The 16,928-nt window shown below is 37.2% G+C and carries 14 protein-coding genes and 1 tRNA gene; 4 read left to right on the top strand and 11 right to left on the bottom strand.

The features are described 5' to 3' along the window. Positions 1-170: 170 nt before the first annotated feature. From Q0976_RS15820 to Q0976_RS15800, 5 genes are all read right to left on the bottom strand, one after another. A complete protein-coding gene (locus Q0976_RS15820) occupies positions 171-1,223 on the bottom strand; it encodes a porin (RefSeq protein WP_299494838.1) in 1,053 nt (350 codons plus the stop codon). Positions 1,224-1,292: 69 nt separating this feature from the next. Continuing rightward, positions 1,293-2,375 (bottom strand): porin, encoded by a 1,083-nt coding sequence (locus Q0976_RS15815; protein WP_299494837.1) that lies wholly within the window; start codon positions 2,373-2,375, stop codon positions 1,293-1,295. Between the two features lie 352 nt (positions 2,376-2,727). Further along, positions 2,728-3,783 (bottom strand): porin, encoded by a 1,056-nt coding sequence (locus Q0976_RS15810; protein ID WP_299494836.1) that lies wholly within the window; start codon positions 3,781-3,783, stop codon positions 2,728-2,730. A 375-nt stretch (positions 3,784-4,158) separates the two neighbouring features. Then, positions 4,159-5,214 (bottom strand): porin, encoded by a 1,056-nt coding sequence (locus Q0976_RS15805; protein WP_299494835.1) that lies wholly within the window; start codon positions 5,212-5,214, stop codon positions 4,159-4,161. Between the two features lie 121 nt (positions 5,215-5,335). After that, on the bottom strand, positions 5,336-6,385 hold the full coding sequence (locus tag Q0976_RS15800; protein WP_299494834.1) for a porin: 1,050 nt from the start codon (positions 6,383-6,385) through the stop codon (positions 5,336-5,338). Positions 6,386-6,920: 535 nt separating this feature from the next. Between Q0976_RS15800 and tcdA the strand changes: the two genes are divergently transcribed. Both tcdA and Q0976_RS15790 read left to right on the top strand, forming a co-directional pair. Next, positions 6,921-7,775: a tRNA cyclic N6-threonylcarbamoyladenosine(37) synthase TcdA gene (gene tcdA, locus Q0976_RS15795; protein ID WP_299494833.1), complete on the top strand. Its 855-nt coding sequence runs from the start codon at positions 6,921-6,923 to the stop codon at positions 7,773-7,775. Then, positions 7,772-8,362 carry a superinfection exclusion B family protein gene (locus Q0976_RS15790; RefSeq protein WP_299494832.1) on the top strand — a complete coding sequence of 197 codons (591 nt, stop codon included), beginning with the start codon at positions 7,772-7,774 and terminating at the stop codon, positions 8,360-8,362. The genes tcdA and Q0976_RS15790 overlap by 4 nt, the downstream gene beginning before the upstream one ends. A gap of 17 nt (positions 8,363-8,379) precedes the next feature. On the opposite strand, the gene Q0976_RS15785 is transcribed toward Q0976_RS15790, so the two are convergent. The 6 genes from Q0976_RS15785 to rsgA form a co-directional block, all read right to left on the bottom strand. Beyond that, a complete protein-coding gene (locus Q0976_RS15785) occupies positions 8,380-8,574 on the bottom strand; it encodes a bacterioferritin-associated ferredoxin (protein ID WP_299494831.1) in 195 nt (64 codons plus the stop codon). 152 nt (positions 8,575-8,726) lie between these two features. Then, entirely contained in the window at positions 8,727-9,653 is a 927-nt protein-coding gene (locus Q0976_RS15780) for a D-2-hydroxyacid dehydrogenase (protein WP_299494830.1), read from the bottom strand. Positions 9,654-9,778: 125 nt separating this feature from the next. After that, positions 9,779-10,477, bottom strand: coding sequence for a glycerophosphodiester phosphodiesterase (locus tag Q0976_RS15775; RefSeq protein WP_299494829.1), 699 nt, complete (start codon positions 10,475-10,477; stop codon positions 9,779-9,781). Between the two features lie 25 nt (positions 10,478-10,502). Further along, the gene (locus tag Q0976_RS15770) at positions 10,503-13,703 is read right to left on the bottom strand and encodes a mechanosensitive ion channel domain-containing protein (protein ID WP_299494828.1); all 3,201 of its coding nucleotides are present in this window, start codon (positions 13,701-13,703) and stop codon (positions 10,503-10,505) included. A gap of 271 nt (positions 13,704-13,974) precedes the next feature. Further along, positions 13,975-14,841: an archaetidylserine decarboxylase gene (gene asd, locus Q0976_RS15765; protein WP_299494827.1), complete on the bottom strand. Its 867-nt coding sequence runs from the start codon at positions 14,839-14,841 to the stop codon at positions 13,975-13,977. A gap of 18 nt (positions 14,842-14,859) precedes the next feature. Then, on the bottom strand, positions 14,860-15,930 hold the full coding sequence (gene rsgA / locus Q0976_RS15760) for a small ribosomal subunit biogenesis GTPase RsgA (protein ID WP_299494907.1): 1,071 nt from the start codon (positions 15,928-15,930) through the stop codon (positions 14,860-14,862). A gap of 200 nt (positions 15,931-16,130) precedes the next feature. On the opposite strand from rsgA, the gene orn reads away from it, so the two are divergent. Together orn and Q0976_RS15750 are read left to right on the top strand one after the other, a co-directional pair. Next, positions 16,131-16,676: an oligoribonuclease gene (gene orn, locus Q0976_RS15755; RefSeq protein ID WP_299494906.1), complete on the top strand. Its 546-nt coding sequence runs from the start codon at positions 16,131-16,133 to the stop codon at positions 16,674-16,676. 175 nt (positions 16,677-16,851) lie between these two features. Next, positions 16,852-16,927: transfer RNA gene (locus tag Q0976_RS15750), tRNA-Gly, on the top strand. Position 16,928 lies beyond the last annotated feature (1 nt).

The following is a 16,928-nucleotide window of genomic DNA, read 5'->3' as shown; positions in this document are numbered from 1 at the left end:
GCAGAAATTAACATCAAAGGCTCTAGTTGAATGAATAATCTATTAGACCTTTAGAGTGGAGAAAGCTATTCAATTGAAAAAGTATATTTTGTGGACGAGTGAAACAGATAAAACTGATTTTATTAATATCCTTTTTAAGGAGGTCAGTTTTATCTGTTTTTTGCATTTTGTTAGAAGTTATATCTCACTCCGGTCGTGAGAACATGATCTTTTTCAAGTTCAATGTACGTACCAGCATCTTTGTAATGACCTTGATATTTTGCCATATGGCCATACAAAAGTGTTGATTGCGAAAGGGGATAATCAGCACCGAGAGTCAGCTGTGTCACGCTAATATCTGAGAATTGGCTTCTATCAGTATCATTATTGGTTCGAGTCGCACGAGTAAAGTATTTGCCTAAGCCTGAAGTATCTGCGCCGAATTCAGCTTTTAAATTGAGCCCATTGATTGAATAAATTACATTTAAAAAGTATGAATGACCTTTCATATTTTGCTCGTTACTTTGCTGACTTTGTGTGTATTGATATAAACTGCCGAGTGTCCATTGCCCTAATGTCATTTGTACTACACCTCGATATGCATCTACGTTTGCAATGCCTTTATTGAGTGCGGCTCCTAGATAATACTGGTGTTGTCTCAACTTTTTGTCACCGACTATGATATTAAGCGCGTATTGTTCCTCTGGGTTATCGATATCTGCTTGGTTATTATCTGTGACGAGATAAGTTGCATTGATACTGAAAATGTTGCTTAGGCTGGGCGAATAATACCAAATGGCATCCGCGCCGCGGGTTTGTCCTGCAACAAGCCTATCGATATCAGCATTTGTATTACCAAAAATATCAACGTTACCTTCAGATTGCTTGAATACGGTGTCATTGCGACCCACAAGTAAAGTACCTAATGTTTCACTTTCCAGGCCCAAATAGGTATTGCTTGCTTTAAGAGGATCTTTATCACCATCACTGTTTGTATTTTCAACCTGAAACTCAATTTGATAAATAATTTTTGTCAGTTGGGCGATCCCTTCATGTCCTCTAAGGCCAATATTAGAAAAGTTATTTTCTAATAGGGTGCCTGATTTACCATTTTGTGTTGTATCACCATTAGTTGAATGGGTTATGGCTAAATCGAGGCGACCATAAAAGTTAAGCTCATCATCCGCCATCATATTGAATGAAAATAAAGCGAGTAATACAGTGAAGCAAAATGTGTTAAACATAAATAGGTGACCTAAAAACAAAGGTGAAAATACATGATCTTGTGAAAAAGAATGATTTAAATAAAAAGGTTAAAAAACATGCTCCATGCCAATGGTGAAAATATTGTCAGTTTTTAAGGTCACAGGCGTGCTTGCATCAAGGTAATGCCCTTTATATTGCACATAATGGCCATAAATTTGTGTTGAGGCCATTAGCATATGGTCGGCACCGATTGTGAATTGTTTCATTTTGATTTGGGAAAATGCGTTATTGTGATCAGTTGAATTTGAATGATGATTTTTATTTTTTGTTGCATTCTTAAAATAATAACCTAGCCCAGCAGTGTCAGTTGCATACTCTGCTTTAAAATTGATACGGTTATAACAAAACATGAGGTTATAAAAGTGGCTATTACCTTTTCTGCTGTTTTCATTTTCTTGCAAGCTTTTGGTATGTTGAAATAAAGTCCCTAAGGTGAATGCGCCGATTTGTAATTGCGCAACGCCGCGGTAGGCGTCGACATTCGATATACCTTTGTTGTAAGCGGTAGAAAAATAGTAATTTTGTTTTCTAAAGTTCTTATCACCAAGGGTTGATGTGATGGCATATTGAGCCTGAGGATGCTCTACATCGTGCTGATTGTTATCAGTCATTAAATAAGTTGAGCTAAATTCTAGGACATCACCAAACCGAGGGGAGAAGTACCAAATGGAATCTCCAGTGCGACTTTGACCTGCAACTAAGTTATTAATATCGGCATTGGTACCATTGAACACATCGACATTACCTTCTGAATTTTTAAAAACAGTATTATTTCGACCCACTAATATGGTGCCAAGAGGGTCGTCGATGCCAAGGTAAGTATTATGTGCTTTAAGAGGGCTTTTTTCATTTTCGACGCTAGGGTTTGACAAACTCACACTCAACTTATAAATAATGCGTCGCTGAGCTGAGATGTCATAACCTCCTTTGATACCTATTGTGGCGTAGCTTTCTATTGTGGTTCCTTGTTTATGGCTTTTAGTTGCATAAGGTGTGCTCGCATCAGCAAGAGAGAAATCCATACTGCCATAGAATTCAGGTTCTTGCGCAATAGCAAATGAAGAAACAACCATAAGTAGCATGTAAAGTAGTGGGTTAAAGTGCGTTAACTTTTTAATTATAATTGTCATTGATTAATCTTTAACGTCTAGATCTATCCATTATTTTTTTACAAGCATCCTGTCTTGTATTTATTAGGGGAAGAATATTATCGTTTTATTAAGCATGGGACAGGTGTTAAAACATTTTTTATTGCTTTTATGCTTTAAATTAACCTTTAGTTTTTTTGGTTTAACAATTGATTATTCTTGTGTTCATTGTGGTGGAATAATATTAATTTAATATTATCATTAACTGTTTAGTTGTTACTTTTGGCATTTTGAGTATGGAAGTTAAGATAAAATTGAATGGCATAAGTTTTAGAAGGTAAAAAGCTTAAAAGATAAACATCCTTGTAATGTAAAGAGCTAAATTAAGGTGTGATCAGAAATGATAGTCGACACCTACAGTTAAGATATTATCGTTTTCAAGGGTATAATTGATCCCTGTATTAGCATAACTTCCAGTATAGAGAGTGTAGTGAGTGTAAAGATCTGTGGAGTTTGATAATACATAGTCAGCTCCAACGGTAATTTGCGACATTTTTACATTGGAAAAATGGCTTCTATCGGTTGTACTTCCACCTGTTGCATTTTTGAAATAATAGCCTAACCCTGAGTTATCAGCACCATATTCGGCTTTTAAGTTAATATTATCAAAGGAATAAATAATATTTAAAAAATAGCTGTAACCTTTCATATTACTTTCTGTGGTGATCAAGCTTTTAGTGTATTGATATAAACCACCTAGAGTGAAGGCTCCTAACTTGATTTGTGATACACCTCTGTATGCGTTGACATTAGCAATCCCATTATTATAGCTGGCGGAGAGAAAGTAGGCTTGTTTGATTAGGTGCTTATCCCCTAAAGTTGTTGAGAGTGCATATTGGCTATTAAGATCCACATTGTCATTATTGGACTGGTTTGCAGCCATTAAATAGGTTGCATTTATGGAAATTAAATTGGCTATTTTAGGTGAGTAGTACCAAATTGCATCTGCGCTGCGGGTTTGCGCTGCGACAAGGTTGTTAATATCGGCATTACTGCCATTAAATACATCGACATTTCCTTCACTGGATTTGAAGACAGTATTATTACGGCCGATTAATACTGTACCGTATTGATTACTTCCAAGCCCTAAGTACGTATTGTATGCTTCAACAGGAGTGCTAGAACCATCTGTGCTAGCGTTGTTGACTTGAAAACTCATTTTATAGATGAGGCTAATATCGTCTGTGATGCCTTCATTACCTTTAATACCAATAGCGGCCCAATTTTCAATGGAAGTGCCTGATTTATCATTGCGAGTACCATTATCTGTATTGGAGTTGACGATTGAATTATTCATTTCCCCGAAAAAAGTCATATCATCAGCGTGACAAATTAAAGAAAATAGACTTAACATTGATGAAAAAGGAACTAATAAAGTCAGTTTATTCATTATTATTCTCAGAAATATCATGTAACAAAAAATGATTGGAACATTAGCCAAAATAATGGAGAGGAATAATAAGGAATATTGGTGTTTAAAATCTAACTTTATTTATTAATTGATAATAAATTCAAGATTAAAAAACAAAACATTCATTATAATGATGTGAAAAAAGAACCTGGATAATATATTTTACGCTTAATGTTAAATGATATGTAACAAAGCATGTTTATTATTAACGATTGTTGGCTGAGTAAATAAAGAGATGAATGTTTACTTTTATTTGCTTTTTGGGGTGGTTATTAACCTTGGTGGGTTAAATGTTAATTGGTATCGTTTTATTGAGTAGTGGTTTAGTTGTTATTTAATAATAAAGTTAACTTACTAAAAATTAAAGTCTATCCCTATGGTGAATATTTTGTCACTCTCTAATGAGTTCGTTATATTTGCATTAGTATAGTGCCCTTGAAAAAGGCTTAATTGACTATAAAGGCGTGTAGATGAAGCAAGCATGTAATCAGCCCCAACAGTGACTTGTTTGACGAGAATATTTGAATACCGGCTTCTGTCAATGGAGCTGGAAGAACCGCCAGTTGCGTTGGTAAAGTACCAGCCTAGTCCCGATGTGTCTCTACCATATTCAGCTTTTAAGTTAATTTTATCAAGAGAATACTTGAGAGTGATGAAATAAGTGCTTCCTTTCATATTCTCTTCATTGATTTTTATGCTTTTAGAGCGTTGGTATAATCCCCCCAAAAAAATTTTTCCAAATTTTATTTGGCCAACTTGTCGGTAAGCATTGATACTATCAATGCCTTTATTGTAAGCAGTGGCAAAATAAAAGTTTTGTTCTAGAAGGCTTTTGTCGCCAAAAGTGGCTGTGAAGGCATATTGAGAGGTCGACTTAACAGTATTATCATCTTGATTTTTAGCCATTAAATAGGTTGTGTTAACGGAAAATAAGTTGATTATTTTGGGTGAGTAATACCAAATAGCATCAGCACTGATAGTTTGACCTGCAGCTAAATTACCGATATCGGCATTGGTTGAGTTGAAAAGGTCGATGTTACCTTCTGAAAACTTAAAAACAGTATCATTCCGTCCAATGAGCACCGTGCCGAATGGATTTTCTAATCCTAAGTAAGTATTATAAGCACTGATGGGGGTATCATTTCCATCGAGGGTGGCGTTATATACTAATGAGCTTATTTTATAGATAATGTTCACTTGCTGACTAATTTTATCTTTTCCTGTTATATCGATATAAATCCAATTTTCTAATGATGTATTTTTTTTCTCACTGAGTGTTGCATAGGAAGTATTTGAGTTAGAAATTGAGCTGTTTATTTCACCAGAGAATTGAATTTCATTTGCTTTAGCATTTAACACTAAAACAAAATACAATATAATTAGTTTATTTTTGTAAATTAATTTAAACATTACTAAACTCATTCAATTCTTTCTAGAATAAATAAAATTTATTTGTTGTCAGAATTTAAAAGTAAATATTCATCTAAAAACAATCATTAATATTTATTGTGTTAATAGGCTGATTTGTCGATTAAAAACTGTAGTCAATACCGACTGTAAAAATATTATCATTTTGTAATGAGCTTTTGGTGCCCGAGTTTTTATAGCTTCCTTGATACATAATATAATGTGTGTAGAGTCTGGTGGACTCAGACAACATGTAATCAGCCCCGACTGTTATTTGACTCATGTTTATGTTGGAGTATCCACTCCTATCAATACTGGTGCTCGTTCCACCAGTTGCATTAGTAAAGTATTCACCAAGCCCTGAGGTATCAGCACCATACTCAGCTTTTAAATTGACGCCATTAAGGTCATATTTAAGGTTGATAAAATAAGTATTACCTTTCATATTGCTTTCTGTTGTTTTAAGGCTTTGTGTTTGTTGGTATAAGCCACCCAATGTGAATTTACCTAATTTAATCTGAGCGACTTGCCGATAAGCGTCTATAGAGGCTATTCCTGCGTTATAAGAACTGGCGAGATAAAAATTTTGATCTTTTAATTTTTTATCACCTAAAATAGCAGTGAGAGCATACTGTGATCCAACATTAGCACTTGTATCAACACTTTGATTAGATGACATTAAGTAAGTGGCATTAAAAGTGATTAGATCCGCTAATTTAGGGGAGTAATACCAAATGGCGTCAGCACTTCGAGTTTGACCTGCGACAAGGCGATCAATATCGGCGTTACTGCCATTGAAAAGGTCGACACCCCCTTCTGCAAATTTAAATACCGTATCATTTCGACCCACTAAAACTGTGCCATATAAGCTTTCTAAACCTAAGTAAGTGTTGTAAGCCTTAAGGGGATCCGTGGAGCCATCTGTGGTGGCATTGAGAACTTGAAAACTCATTTTATAGAGTAATTTTAGGCCTGGATTCAGTTGTTCACTGCCTTTAATGCCTAATGTCGACCAGTTTTCTAATGAAGTGCCTGTTTTTTCACTTCGAGTACCATAAGGCGTATTTGCACTGGCGATGGCTACGTCCATATTACCGTAAAAAGTGGGGGCATCTGCTTGAACTGAATAGGAGGTCATTGCCAATATAGAGGTTAATAATCGCTTTTTATTCATGCTTCATTACTCTCATCATATAGTTTGCCAGTTGTTGTGGCTAACAGATATTCGATTTGTATTATTTGGGGCAGGATGAGACTAACGTTTAATTATGATTAAACATCTATTTTTGCGGTTTTTTGGGTAAATAAGGATAAAAAATGCAGAGTTCAAACTTTTTTTCTATCAAAAGGTTACTTTTTCTATATTTATATTTTAGTAATCGATAGATTATGCTTACAATTCCAGCATAAGATTAACTTTTATTCATTTTTAACGGTTTTTATTGAGGAAATGGTGTTGGATGTACTAACTTTGTTGGTTGACTATTGAACTGTCTACATTATTTTTTTTACTTCTATTATGTTTTTTTCAATTTATTCTTTTTTAGTCAATATGTTGATTCATTGCTTTATTTAAATTGAGTTTGCTATCATCAAGCTGTCACAGCTAACTTGATTATTGTGATCGTTAAATAGCATTTAGGTTTTTAACGTCTTTTACGATAAAATACGGTTTTATTATTGTGTTAGTTTTGGCTGTAGGTGTCACTTTGAATTCTAAAATTATTTCGAATGCGTATATGAATCGTTTTGCAGGTATTGGGCGTTTATATGGGCAACCGGCATTGACATTATTTGCTTATTCTCATGTGGCTGTTGTCGGTATTGGTGGAGTGGGGACTTGGGTGGCGGAGTCTTTAGCACGCAGTGGTATAGGTGAAATCACGTTGATTGATTTAGATGATATTTGTGTCACTAATACCAATAGACAATTGCATGCTCTAAAACACACCATAGGTCAATCTAAAGTGGAAGTGATGGCTGAGCGCATACGTAGCATTAATCCTGATTGCAAAGTGAATGAAGTGGAAGACTTTATTACAGTGGAAAATTTAAGTGAATACTTTATGTCTAAAAAACAGGGAGGAACACTTGATTATGTGGTTGATTGTATTGATGCTGTAAAGCCAAAGGCGGCACTGATTGCTTGGTGTAAACGTAATAAATTGCCAATAACGGTGATTGGAGGAGCAGGGGGACAAATGGATCCTGTTCAGATTCAGGTGGCTGATCTGGCAAAGACTTATCAAGATCCTTTATTAGCAAAAGTACGTAATGTGTTAAGACGTGAATATCATTTTTCTAAAAATACAGCTCGGCGCTTTAGCATTGAAGCAGTATTTTCAACAGAGCAGTTGGTTTATCCACAAAATGACGGGAGTGTCTGTCACACTAAAGCCACAGCAGAAGGGAGTATGCGCATGGACTGTGCTTCTGGTTTTGGTGCTGTGACTGTCGTCACCGGAACATTTGGCTTTATTGCTGTGAGCCGTGTGTTGATGAAATTAGCAAGAAAAGCGACAAACGTTGCTTCTTGTGAGAGTATTAGGATAGGGGAAAGATGAAACAGCTTTCTTTTAGTAGGGTATTTAATCAACGCTGTTTATTATCGCTTATGTTATGGATTGCGATAAGCTGTACTATATTATTAGCGTTACCAGACACAATGTTGTCATTGATACAGCTCGAAGGTGTGTCTTTGCAGTTTGGTCCTTATGCGGGTATTGGTTTACTTTTTAGTTATGCTTATTTATTAACAAGGCTTATTCATTATGGTTTGGATGAAGCGATTGATCGTCTTCACTTGAAACGCGAAAATGAATCCATTGTCGAGAAAATAACGTTACTGGATAGTCGTGAGAGGGCTCTATTACGGGAGTTTTTTTTACAAGGAGAAACCGTTTTAACTTTACCCCAAGAAGAGCAGACGGTTAAAAGTTTAGTCATGTGTAATATATTAGAATGTCTTGGTAATCAAAAGCACTATGCGATTCAAAGTCCGACATGCGAGTATAAAATATCCATGCGAGCAAGAGGGCATTTAAATCGACAAGTATTGCGTTTTCCTACCGGGGAACCTAACAAAGAAGAAATGCAGCAGCTATTGAAAGCACGGCCCGATTTTATGCATTCACTTCTTTCATCTAGATAACACTCATTATAATTAATTTAATCTGTGACTTCATAAAAGTTAGTGGCTTGTTCACGCTCTTGTTGGATTATTTGCACAGCCATTTTTGCACATTTACCGCATTGATCTGCAACACCTAAGCGATGCTTGACATCAGTCAAGGATTTATCTCCTTGATTTACAGCTTCTTTAATTTGGGTATCTGTGACAGCATGACAAATACAGACGTACATTAATAAAGTTCCACTGATAATAAATAATCTAAGTGTAAATGAAAATAATTATCACTGCTAATAACTGATTGGAATAATGAAGGTGCATTTTGAGCAAAACTGATGAGAGTGGCTTGTTTTGCTCTATTGTTTTTCTCTATTCTCTGGAAATATCAATAGCCTTTTTCAAAATCAATTTGGTGCAGTAAGCTTTTGCTGTTTATCCACCTTGAATAGTTTTGCGCAAAAATTTCAATGACTTGTTCAGGAAAGCTTGGCGCTGCAATGTGAGGTGTGATGGTGACGTTGGCGAGGGACCATATAGGATGTGCTTTAGGCAGTGGTTCTTGATTAAAAACATCAAGAATAGCATGTTGATTTTTATGTTCGCTTAACTGATTAAATAAAGCATCGAGATCGAGTACATTACCTCGCCCCAAATTGAATAAAACGGCATTGGGCTTGATTAGGCTTAATGTTTCCTCATTAAGAATATTTTGAGTCGCTGCTGTATTAGGCAATATGCTTGCAATCGTGTCTGCATGGGGTAAATAATGATTAATTTTACTCAAGGTATCAATACTATTAAAACCTGCTGCAGGTTTAGCAGTACGATTAATGCCCACTACCTGCATACCAAAGTGTTTGGCTGTTTTAGCGATGTGCTGGGCAATGGAGCCTGTGCCCAGCAATAACAAAGTTTGTCCTTGTAAACTTTTAAAACTAGCAGGTCGCCAAATTTTATGTGATTGTTGCTGTTTATATTTTTCATGGTGTCTATGATGAGCTAATAAGTAACCAAATAAGTATTCACTCATCAAAGGGCCAAAAATCCCTCGAATATTTGTCAGCTTATAGTCTTTTCTTAATTGAGGTTTTATTAGTGCTTCTATACCTGCAAAGGTCGATTGTAGCCATTTAAGTTGGTATGCATGGGGTAATAAAGGGGCGGCTAATTCTGGCTCTGCCAACCAAATATCAGCTTTTTGTACATTCATAGGATCATCATCGAGCAGTTGTAGATTGGGGAGTTGGCATGAAGTGAGTAATTGTCGATAACTGACGTTGGTTTTTGTAAGCAAGAATAACTTATGTTTCATTGCCCCTCCTTGGTCAAAGGGTTACGAGAAGTGACATTCATTATAACTTTTTGATTGGACACTCAATTTATAACAAGACTCTTTATGATGGGTTGTCGGTCAGTTTGATTTAAGTATAGAACAAATTAGCTTTTAGGGGGGAATAAGGATAAGGCTTTATCAGGATAATTAGTAAAAATCCCATCGACACCAGCTCGTAATAAATCAGACATATCATCAATATTATCCACAGTATAAACAAATACTTTAATACCTCTTTGGTGAGCATCGTTAATGATTTCAGGGGTGATAAAGTTAAGGCTTAAATGAATCGAGTCGGCATTGAGTGTGGTGGCCACCTTGGCGAGTGATAAAGGAATACCACTCATAATTGGTGCAATATATGCTTGTGGAAAAGCATGCCTGAATTCTGCTAAGAAAGGATGATGGAAGGATGAAATTAGTAATTGTTCTGAGGAGTAACCTAATTCACTGATGAGTTTAGGGTAAATTTTAATAAAGGGAGCCAAGCTATTTAAGCCTTTGAGTTCAATATTGACTCGACAGGAAAAAGGGCCTAAATATTCCATAACTTGCCAAAGAGTCGGTATGGGCTCTCCTCTTATGAGTGTACTTTCTATTGTACTAATATCGCTTTGTTCTATGAGAGGGTGATGCAGCTTGGGATTGTTAAGGCGTCTATCATGATAGACGTAGAGTTCACCTTTAACATTATGGATATCGATTTCAACGGCTCTAGCACCTAAATCGATAGCTTTTTTCATTGCGGCTAACGTATTTTCCGGTGCATGACCACTGGCACCTCTGTGAGCAAAAATTTCCATAAATGAGTGCCTTTAAATTGTTATTTTAAGTACGAATAATGTTCTGGCTATCTTTTAATGACGTATTATTAAGGTGAACTTCTAATTGAGGATAGGCCAATTCTAATTGATTTTCACGAAGCTTTTTAGTGATCAATTTATGTAGTTTATGGCGTAATGGCCATCGAGCACTCATTTCTTTGGCGTATGCACGTACTTCAAAATTTTGAGTATGTTGCCCAAAGCCAGCAAACCAAACTTCTGGTTCGGGTAGCTTTAGTGCATCTTCACATTCTTGTACGGCTTGATATAACGCCGCTTCTACGCGAGAGGGATCTGAATCACGAGCCACTGAAACATCGATAATAACGCGAGTAATAGGATCGCTTAATGACCAGTTAATTAACTGTTCAGTAATAAAAGCTTTGTTAGGAACAATAATTTCTTTTCTATCCCAATCAATGATAGTCGTTGCTCTTATTTGAATTTTACTTACAGTACCAGTGAGATCGCGAATAGTAACAGTATCCCCAATACGAACAGGTTTCTCAAATAGGATAATTAAACCGGAAATAAAGTTGGCAAAAATTTCCTGTAATCCAAAACCTAAACCGACTGAAAGGGCAGCCACTAGCCATTGTAATTTAGACCATTCCATTCCTAAGGTGGAAAATCCGGCTAAAATACCAAAAAAGACAACAAGATAGCGGCTTACTGTCGTAATAGCAAAGCCGGTTCCTGGACTTAAATCGAGCTTTTGTAAAACAATGAGTTCCATTAGTCCGGGTAAATTTGTGGCTATCATGAGGGAAAAACTGACAATAATTACGCCCAGCAATAACGATTTTAGTGTAATAGGTAATTGCTGCTCCATACCATTAATCGTGGTATTACTTGTCCAAAGGGTAACACCATCGAGTAACGAAAATAATGCTGTATGTGTTTGTGTCCATAAGCCGACTAAGCTTGCAATGAACGCTAGTAACAATAATGATCTTACTAATCCTAAAGACTGGCTTGAAATGGTTTCTAAATCGACTTCTGGCTCTTCATAAGTTTCGAGTTGTTCATTACTGGTGGAGGTGTTTCCTTCTTTTTCCCTTTGAGCAAGTTGTTCTGCTCGCTTAGCTTTGGCTCTTTCAAAAGCAATACGTCGCCGTTCGATTAACATCCAACGTTTTATGAGTTGGTAGGTCATTAAGAAACCTAAACCAAAGAGCAATGACAGTTGGAGTTGCAACAACATTTGAAAGGCGGTGTAATAGTAGCCTTGGAACGCTAAAATTGCGCATGCTGGCGGGACCGTCATTAACATCATCCACAAAAACTTTTGTATTAATCGCTTATTTTTGTCATTTTGATGGGTATGACTATAGCGCTTCGATAGCGAAAGAATGTCTTTGTAAAACCAAAATAACATGATGCAAAAAATGATGAAGGCGCCTCGACCAAGGCTGTTTCTGACAAGTGAGTTATCAAGAATTTGTGTAAAACCCATGGTGCCTAAGAAGGGGGCTGACATAATGACGAATTGCCGTAAGCGTATTTGGCTCGTTCGAATGAGTCCCCGAGGGCCTTTGAAGTGGCTAATTAATAAGCCTTTATCAAGTGCTAATAAAAAAGACATGCGATAGAGTAAATAAAATAGACCAATTGAGAGTAGTGCCATTCCCATTGCAGATGCGAGATTATGTGGGGATACGTATAAAATAATACCTGCGACGATGATGGGGGACGGCTTAATAAAACTATAACCAATAGAGTTGGCTAAGACTCTAAAAGTATTAATGAACTTATCTTGTGTTACGTTGCCAACATTGGCAAGATCACGCCTCACAGCGGCTTTAAATTTAGGGGTGAGAATATCTTGTAATACTAAGCTTAAAACTAAAATAATAATCCACCAAGACCAAGCGGTATTTTGTTCGTTAAATGAGCTTTTTAATTGTGTCCAAGGCGCTTGTTGGGTTAGCCATCGCCAACTTTGGAGCAGATCCGCTCCCCAAAGTTTACTGATGCTGGTGGCATTAGGGACCCAGAATAAATGTTCATTTAAAGTATTTTTTATGGTTAAGTATTGTTGAGTCAGCTGCTCATTACTGACCCTGAGATCGGCCAGTTTACTTAAATATTGATCATAGCTTTGTAGTAGTTGCGTTAAGAGTAGTTTTTGTGAGTTCAGCAATTTTTGTTGTAGAGGGGTGAAGCTATCAAGCTGTAAAAGTTGTTGTGAGTTAATATTGAGGCTTTGTTCAAGTTGATAACGGTCAAGCCGAGCTTTGGCAATTTGGGTTTGTAACTGATCTTGGTTAGGTGGCTTAGGTAAAGACTGTAAGATCTGTAAAAATTGCTCACCAAAAGCTGAATTGAGTTTCATCCATCCGATTTGTTGTTGAATACTCGATAATTGTTTTGCTTGAACTTGATATTGCTTCTCTGCTTTTTCTTGTTGGCCAACTATCAGACTAATGTTATTGGTCAGTTGTTGCAACAATAGGCCATATTTTTGATTATCTTGGCTGATCTGTAGTGTAAATGGATTGGTGTTTTCATTCGTTTGAATCTTACTGTCGGCAATGGCTGCAGAGGTTTTTTGTTGTCTTTGTTTTGCGATCTGTGCATTGAGATCTTCAATCAATGCTTCTTGTTGTGCTAACTGTTGACGGACGAGTTGCAGTTGAAGTTGGTTTAATTCGATACGTTTTTGACTACTGCCAAGCTCAGCTTCAAGTGTTGAAACCGTTTGATCATATAGGGTTCTTTGGACTGATAATAAAGAGGTTTCTGCACTTTTATTGTTAATGATAGGGTTTTTTTGGTGTTGTTGTAAATTATCTCTGGCATCGGTAATTTCACTGGGTAATTCGTCTCTACTTTTTATTAACCCATTAATCTTATTACCTAAAGTAACTTCAATTTCTTTTAATTCTGATAAGCGAAGATAGGCCATTGATGCTTGCTGATTAAGATCTTGTTTGTTTGACCAAGAAAGCTTAATGCTGGCACTGGTGAGCTGAGCAGCCAGACTTTGTTTATGTGCATTGAAATTTTTAAGCAGATCTTGAGCATTTTTTTCGGTGACTTTAAGTTTATTGATTTCTGCTTGTATTGAAGCAACTTTTTCTTCTGTTGTTTGAGTTTGGGTTGTATCAGCTGTTATGCCTATTCGCTTATCTAGTTGAAGAGGATCGGCGCCATAGGCAGAGAGAGAAATGAAGCAGAATATGAATAATAAAACACGAAACATGAAGAGGCTGCATTATTTGAGAAACACAAGTTTTATACTAGCTAAGTTCGCCTCAGAAAGAAATCATCCTTAAGCAACTTTTGTTGAACTTTTGATGATGTTGAAGCTAGTGTTGATTAATGGTGTTAATTGTTGGTTTTGTGTTGTTTTTTTGTGGTTTGTAACATAAGGAAAGAGGGAGTGGGAGCTTACATCGTTAGCCCCTTAATATCTTTAAAAGTGTAAAAGGGACTAACAGTATTTAGCTGTGTTTTATGTTATTGAATCTTAGTTATCGCGCTTTCGTTATCGCAAAGTGCTCACCCATACGGGTGACAGATTTTGGTGCAAGATCATCAGAAAAATGTTCAATGGCATCTTTTTCAAACAGCATTACCACAGTGCTACCTAATTTAAAGCGACCCATTTCTTCACCTTTGACTAAGGTGATGGCATCAGGTCCTGAGGTCGGATAGTCCCAAGTGAATACATCTTTGCCTGTCGGCGGGGTGACGGTTCCTGCCCATACAGTTTCAATGCTAGCAACAATGGTTGCGCCAACAAGCACCATAGCAATGGGGCCGATGGCCGTTTCAAAAATGGCTACAACGCGTTCATTACGAGCAAAAAGTCCAGGCACATTTTCCGCAGTTAATGGATTAACTGAAAAGAGATCGCCAGGTACATAAGTCATTTTTGATAATGTCCCTGTAATGGGCATATGAATACGATGGTAATCTTTTGGGGCAAGATAAATCGTTGCAAAATCCCCATCAACAAAACGTTTTTCGTCATCGCTTTGATCGCCCAATAAGGCTAAAGAAGAATAATCATGGCCTTTAGCTTGAAAAATGCGTCCTTCTTTAATGGGACCTAACTGACTAATTGCACCGTCAACGGGTTGAGTAATCGTGTTTTCTTGCTCATGTAAAGGGCGAGCCCCTGTTTTTAATGGGCGAGTAAAGAAATCATTAAAACTGCGATAAGATTCTGGTGCAGGCTCAGCAGCTTCATTCATGTTGACTTGGTATTTTTTTATAAAGCCTTTGATTGCAGCAGTGGTGATTGCTCCCATCTCTGCACTAGCGAGTTTCCCCACAAGGCGTGACAATAAGTGTTTGGGTAACAGGTACTGTAAAGCAATTTTTAACTTGTCCAATGTTTGATCCTTGTGCTCTTATTCGTCTGGGCCAACTCTGAAATGACGAGCGTGTCGTTGCTCATCTAAGCTGGCTATGATTTTATGATAATTTTGATAGCGGTCATTGCTAATATCACCTGCATCGTAGGCAGCTGTAATGGCGCAGCCTGGATCATTGAGGTGTTTGCAATCTCTGAATTTACAAGTGCCGAGGTAATCCCTAAATTCAATGAAGCACCAACCGACACGTTCTGCAGGTAAATGCCAAAGCGCAAATTCACGGACCCCAGGTGAATCAATAAGATCTCCACCTGTCTGAATATGTAAGAGTTTAGCCGTGGTCGTGGTATGTTGCCCTAGGCCGGAGTTTTCAGAAATATCACCGGTAACTAATTCTGCATCGGGCATGATGGCATTAATGAGTGATGATTTACCGACACCTGATTGGCCAACAAAGACACTGACTTTATTTTTCATTAAATCATGTAGTGTATCTACACCATGGTTTAATGTGCTACTGACTTTGTAGACGGGGTAGCCAATATCACGATAGCGTTGAAGCGCAGCTTCTATGTCGTCAGCTTCTTCTTGAGAGATCAAATCAATTTTATTTAAAATGATAATCGGTGCGATACCGGTATCTTCAGCGGCCACTAAGTAGCGATCAATAATTTGTGTAGTGAAGCTAGGTTTGACGGAGGAGACAATAAAAATTTGGTCGATATTAGCCGCAATAATTTTTACGCCATCGTAAAAATCAGGTCGTGATAGCTGTGAGTGTCGCGGGTGTACAGCTTCAACGACACCGACAATGGCCGTTGGGTTACCTTGATTCACATGTTGAGATAACCTTACGATGACTTTATCGCCAGTCACTAAGCTTTTAATATTTCTTCTTATATCACAGCGTGAGATTTTCCCATCTTGTGTTTCTACATCGGCATGTTGACCAAAACGGGAAATAATCGTGCCAGGTTGTTCAATCCCTAAAGAACTGTCTTGCAATTCTGTCGGTGATTCAGCTGTATCATGTTGCTGCAGCTTTTTTTTATGATTGGTCCGCATTCGGCGTAATTGACCATGGCTCAGTGGTTTTTTTTTGCTCACAGAATAGTCTTCATCATTTTTAAGGCTTACTTGTTTGTAGGTTTTTAAGCCTAACAAGGCTGGTGTCGTGTCACTTATACTCATTTTCTTTCACAATGTAAGATACTGCAGGAAAGTGGTACGAGTATAAATAAAGCAGTATGATACACGGTCTTAAAGAAAAAAGCCTAAATTTAGCGAAAACAGATGAAGAGGATGCTATGACTACCGATGCCAACAACCTAATATGGGTCGATTTGGAAATGACGGGACTGGATCCTAGTGTCGATAAAATCATTGAAATTGCAACAATAGTCACTGATAAGGAATTGAATATTTTAGCTGAGGGACCGGTATTAGCGATTCACCAATCAGAAGAACAATTGGCCTTGATGGATGAATGGAATCAGAAGCATCATGGAGAGTCGGGGCTAATTCAGCGTGTAAGAAATAGTCAAGTTAACGAGCAGCAAGCGATAGAAGAAACGATTGCTTTTTTATCTGAATATGTACCGTCAGGGGTTTCTCCTATGTGTGGTAATAGCATTGGGCAAGATAGACGATTTTTAAATCGATATATGCCAGAGCTGGAAAAATATTTCCATTATCGTAATATTGATGTGAGTACAATAAAAGAGCTTGTGAATCGTTGGGAGCCAAGTGTGATGAAAGGATTGACGAAGAAGAATGCTCATCAAGCTCTATTGGATATTCAAGAATCGATTGCTGAATTACAGTTTTATCGCGAAAAAGTATTTAAAATTTAATCAGTCGGTAAGTTTATTTACAAGAAGGGGTTGCAGTACAGCGAAATTCTCCTATAATGCGGCCTCAACTTTACGGTACTTTAAGTACAGTAGAGTTGAAAATGATGCAATATTAGCTCAGTTGATAGGGTTGAAATCGATACCTTAGCAATTGTTTTAAATTAGCATGCAAGATGCGACATTAGCTCAGTTGGTAGAGCGATACCTTGCCAAGGTATAGGTCATCGGTTCGAACCCGATATGTCGCTCCAA

The organism is uncultured Shewanella sp. (assembly GCF_947501665.1).
GTDB lineage: Bacteria > Pseudomonadota > Gammaproteobacteria > Enterobacterales > Shewanellaceae > Shewanella.
Note: the sequence above shows the minus strand (reverse complement) of the source record. Positions and strands in the feature narration are given on the sequence as shown.

Excerpts from the sequence above, each read along its gene's own strand:
- Q0976_RS15800 (WP_299494834.1), bottom strand. The coding sequence starts at position 6,385 with ATGAATAAAAAGCGATTATTAACCTCTATATTGGCAATGACCTCCTAT.
- Q0976_RS15820 (WP_299494838.1), bottom strand. The coding sequence starts at position 1,223 with ATGTTTAACACATTTTGCTTCACTGTATTACTCGCTTTATTTTCATTC.
- Q0976_RS15780 (WP_299494830.1), bottom strand. The coding sequence starts at position 9,653 with ATGAAACATAAGTTATTCTTGCTTACAAAAACCAACGTCAGTTATCGA.
- Q0976_RS15810 (WP_299494836.1), bottom strand. The coding sequence starts at position 3,783 with ATGAATAAACTGACTTTATTAGTTCCTTTTTCATCAATGTTAAGTCTA.
- Q0976_RS15815 (WP_299494837.1), bottom strand. The coding sequence starts at position 2,375 with ATGACAATTATAATTAAAAAGTTAACGCACTTTAACCCACTACTTTAC.
- orn (WP_299494906.1), top strand. The coding sequence starts at position 16,131 with ATGACTACCGATGCCAACAACCTAATATGGGTCGATTTGGAAATGACG.
- Q0976_RS15775 (WP_299494829.1), bottom strand. The coding sequence starts at position 10,477 with ATGGAAATTTTTGCTCACAGAGGTGCCAGTGGTCATGCACCGGAAAAT.
- Q0976_RS15790 (WP_299494832.1), top strand. The coding sequence starts at position 7,772 with ATGAAACAGCTTTCTTTTAGTAGGGTATTTAATCAACGCTGTTTATTA.
- Q0976_RS15805 (WP_299494835.1), bottom strand. The coding sequence starts at position 5,214 with ATGTTTAAATTAATTTACAAAAATAAACTAATTATATTGTATTTTGTT.
- Q0976_RS15785 (WP_299494831.1), bottom strand. The coding sequence starts at position 8,574 with ATGTACGTCTGTATTTGTCATGCTGTCACAGATACCCAAATTAAAGAA.
- Q0976_RS15770 (WP_299494828.1), bottom strand. The coding sequence starts at position 13,703 with ATGTTTCGTGTTTTATTATTCATATTCTGCTTCATTTCTCTCTCTGCC.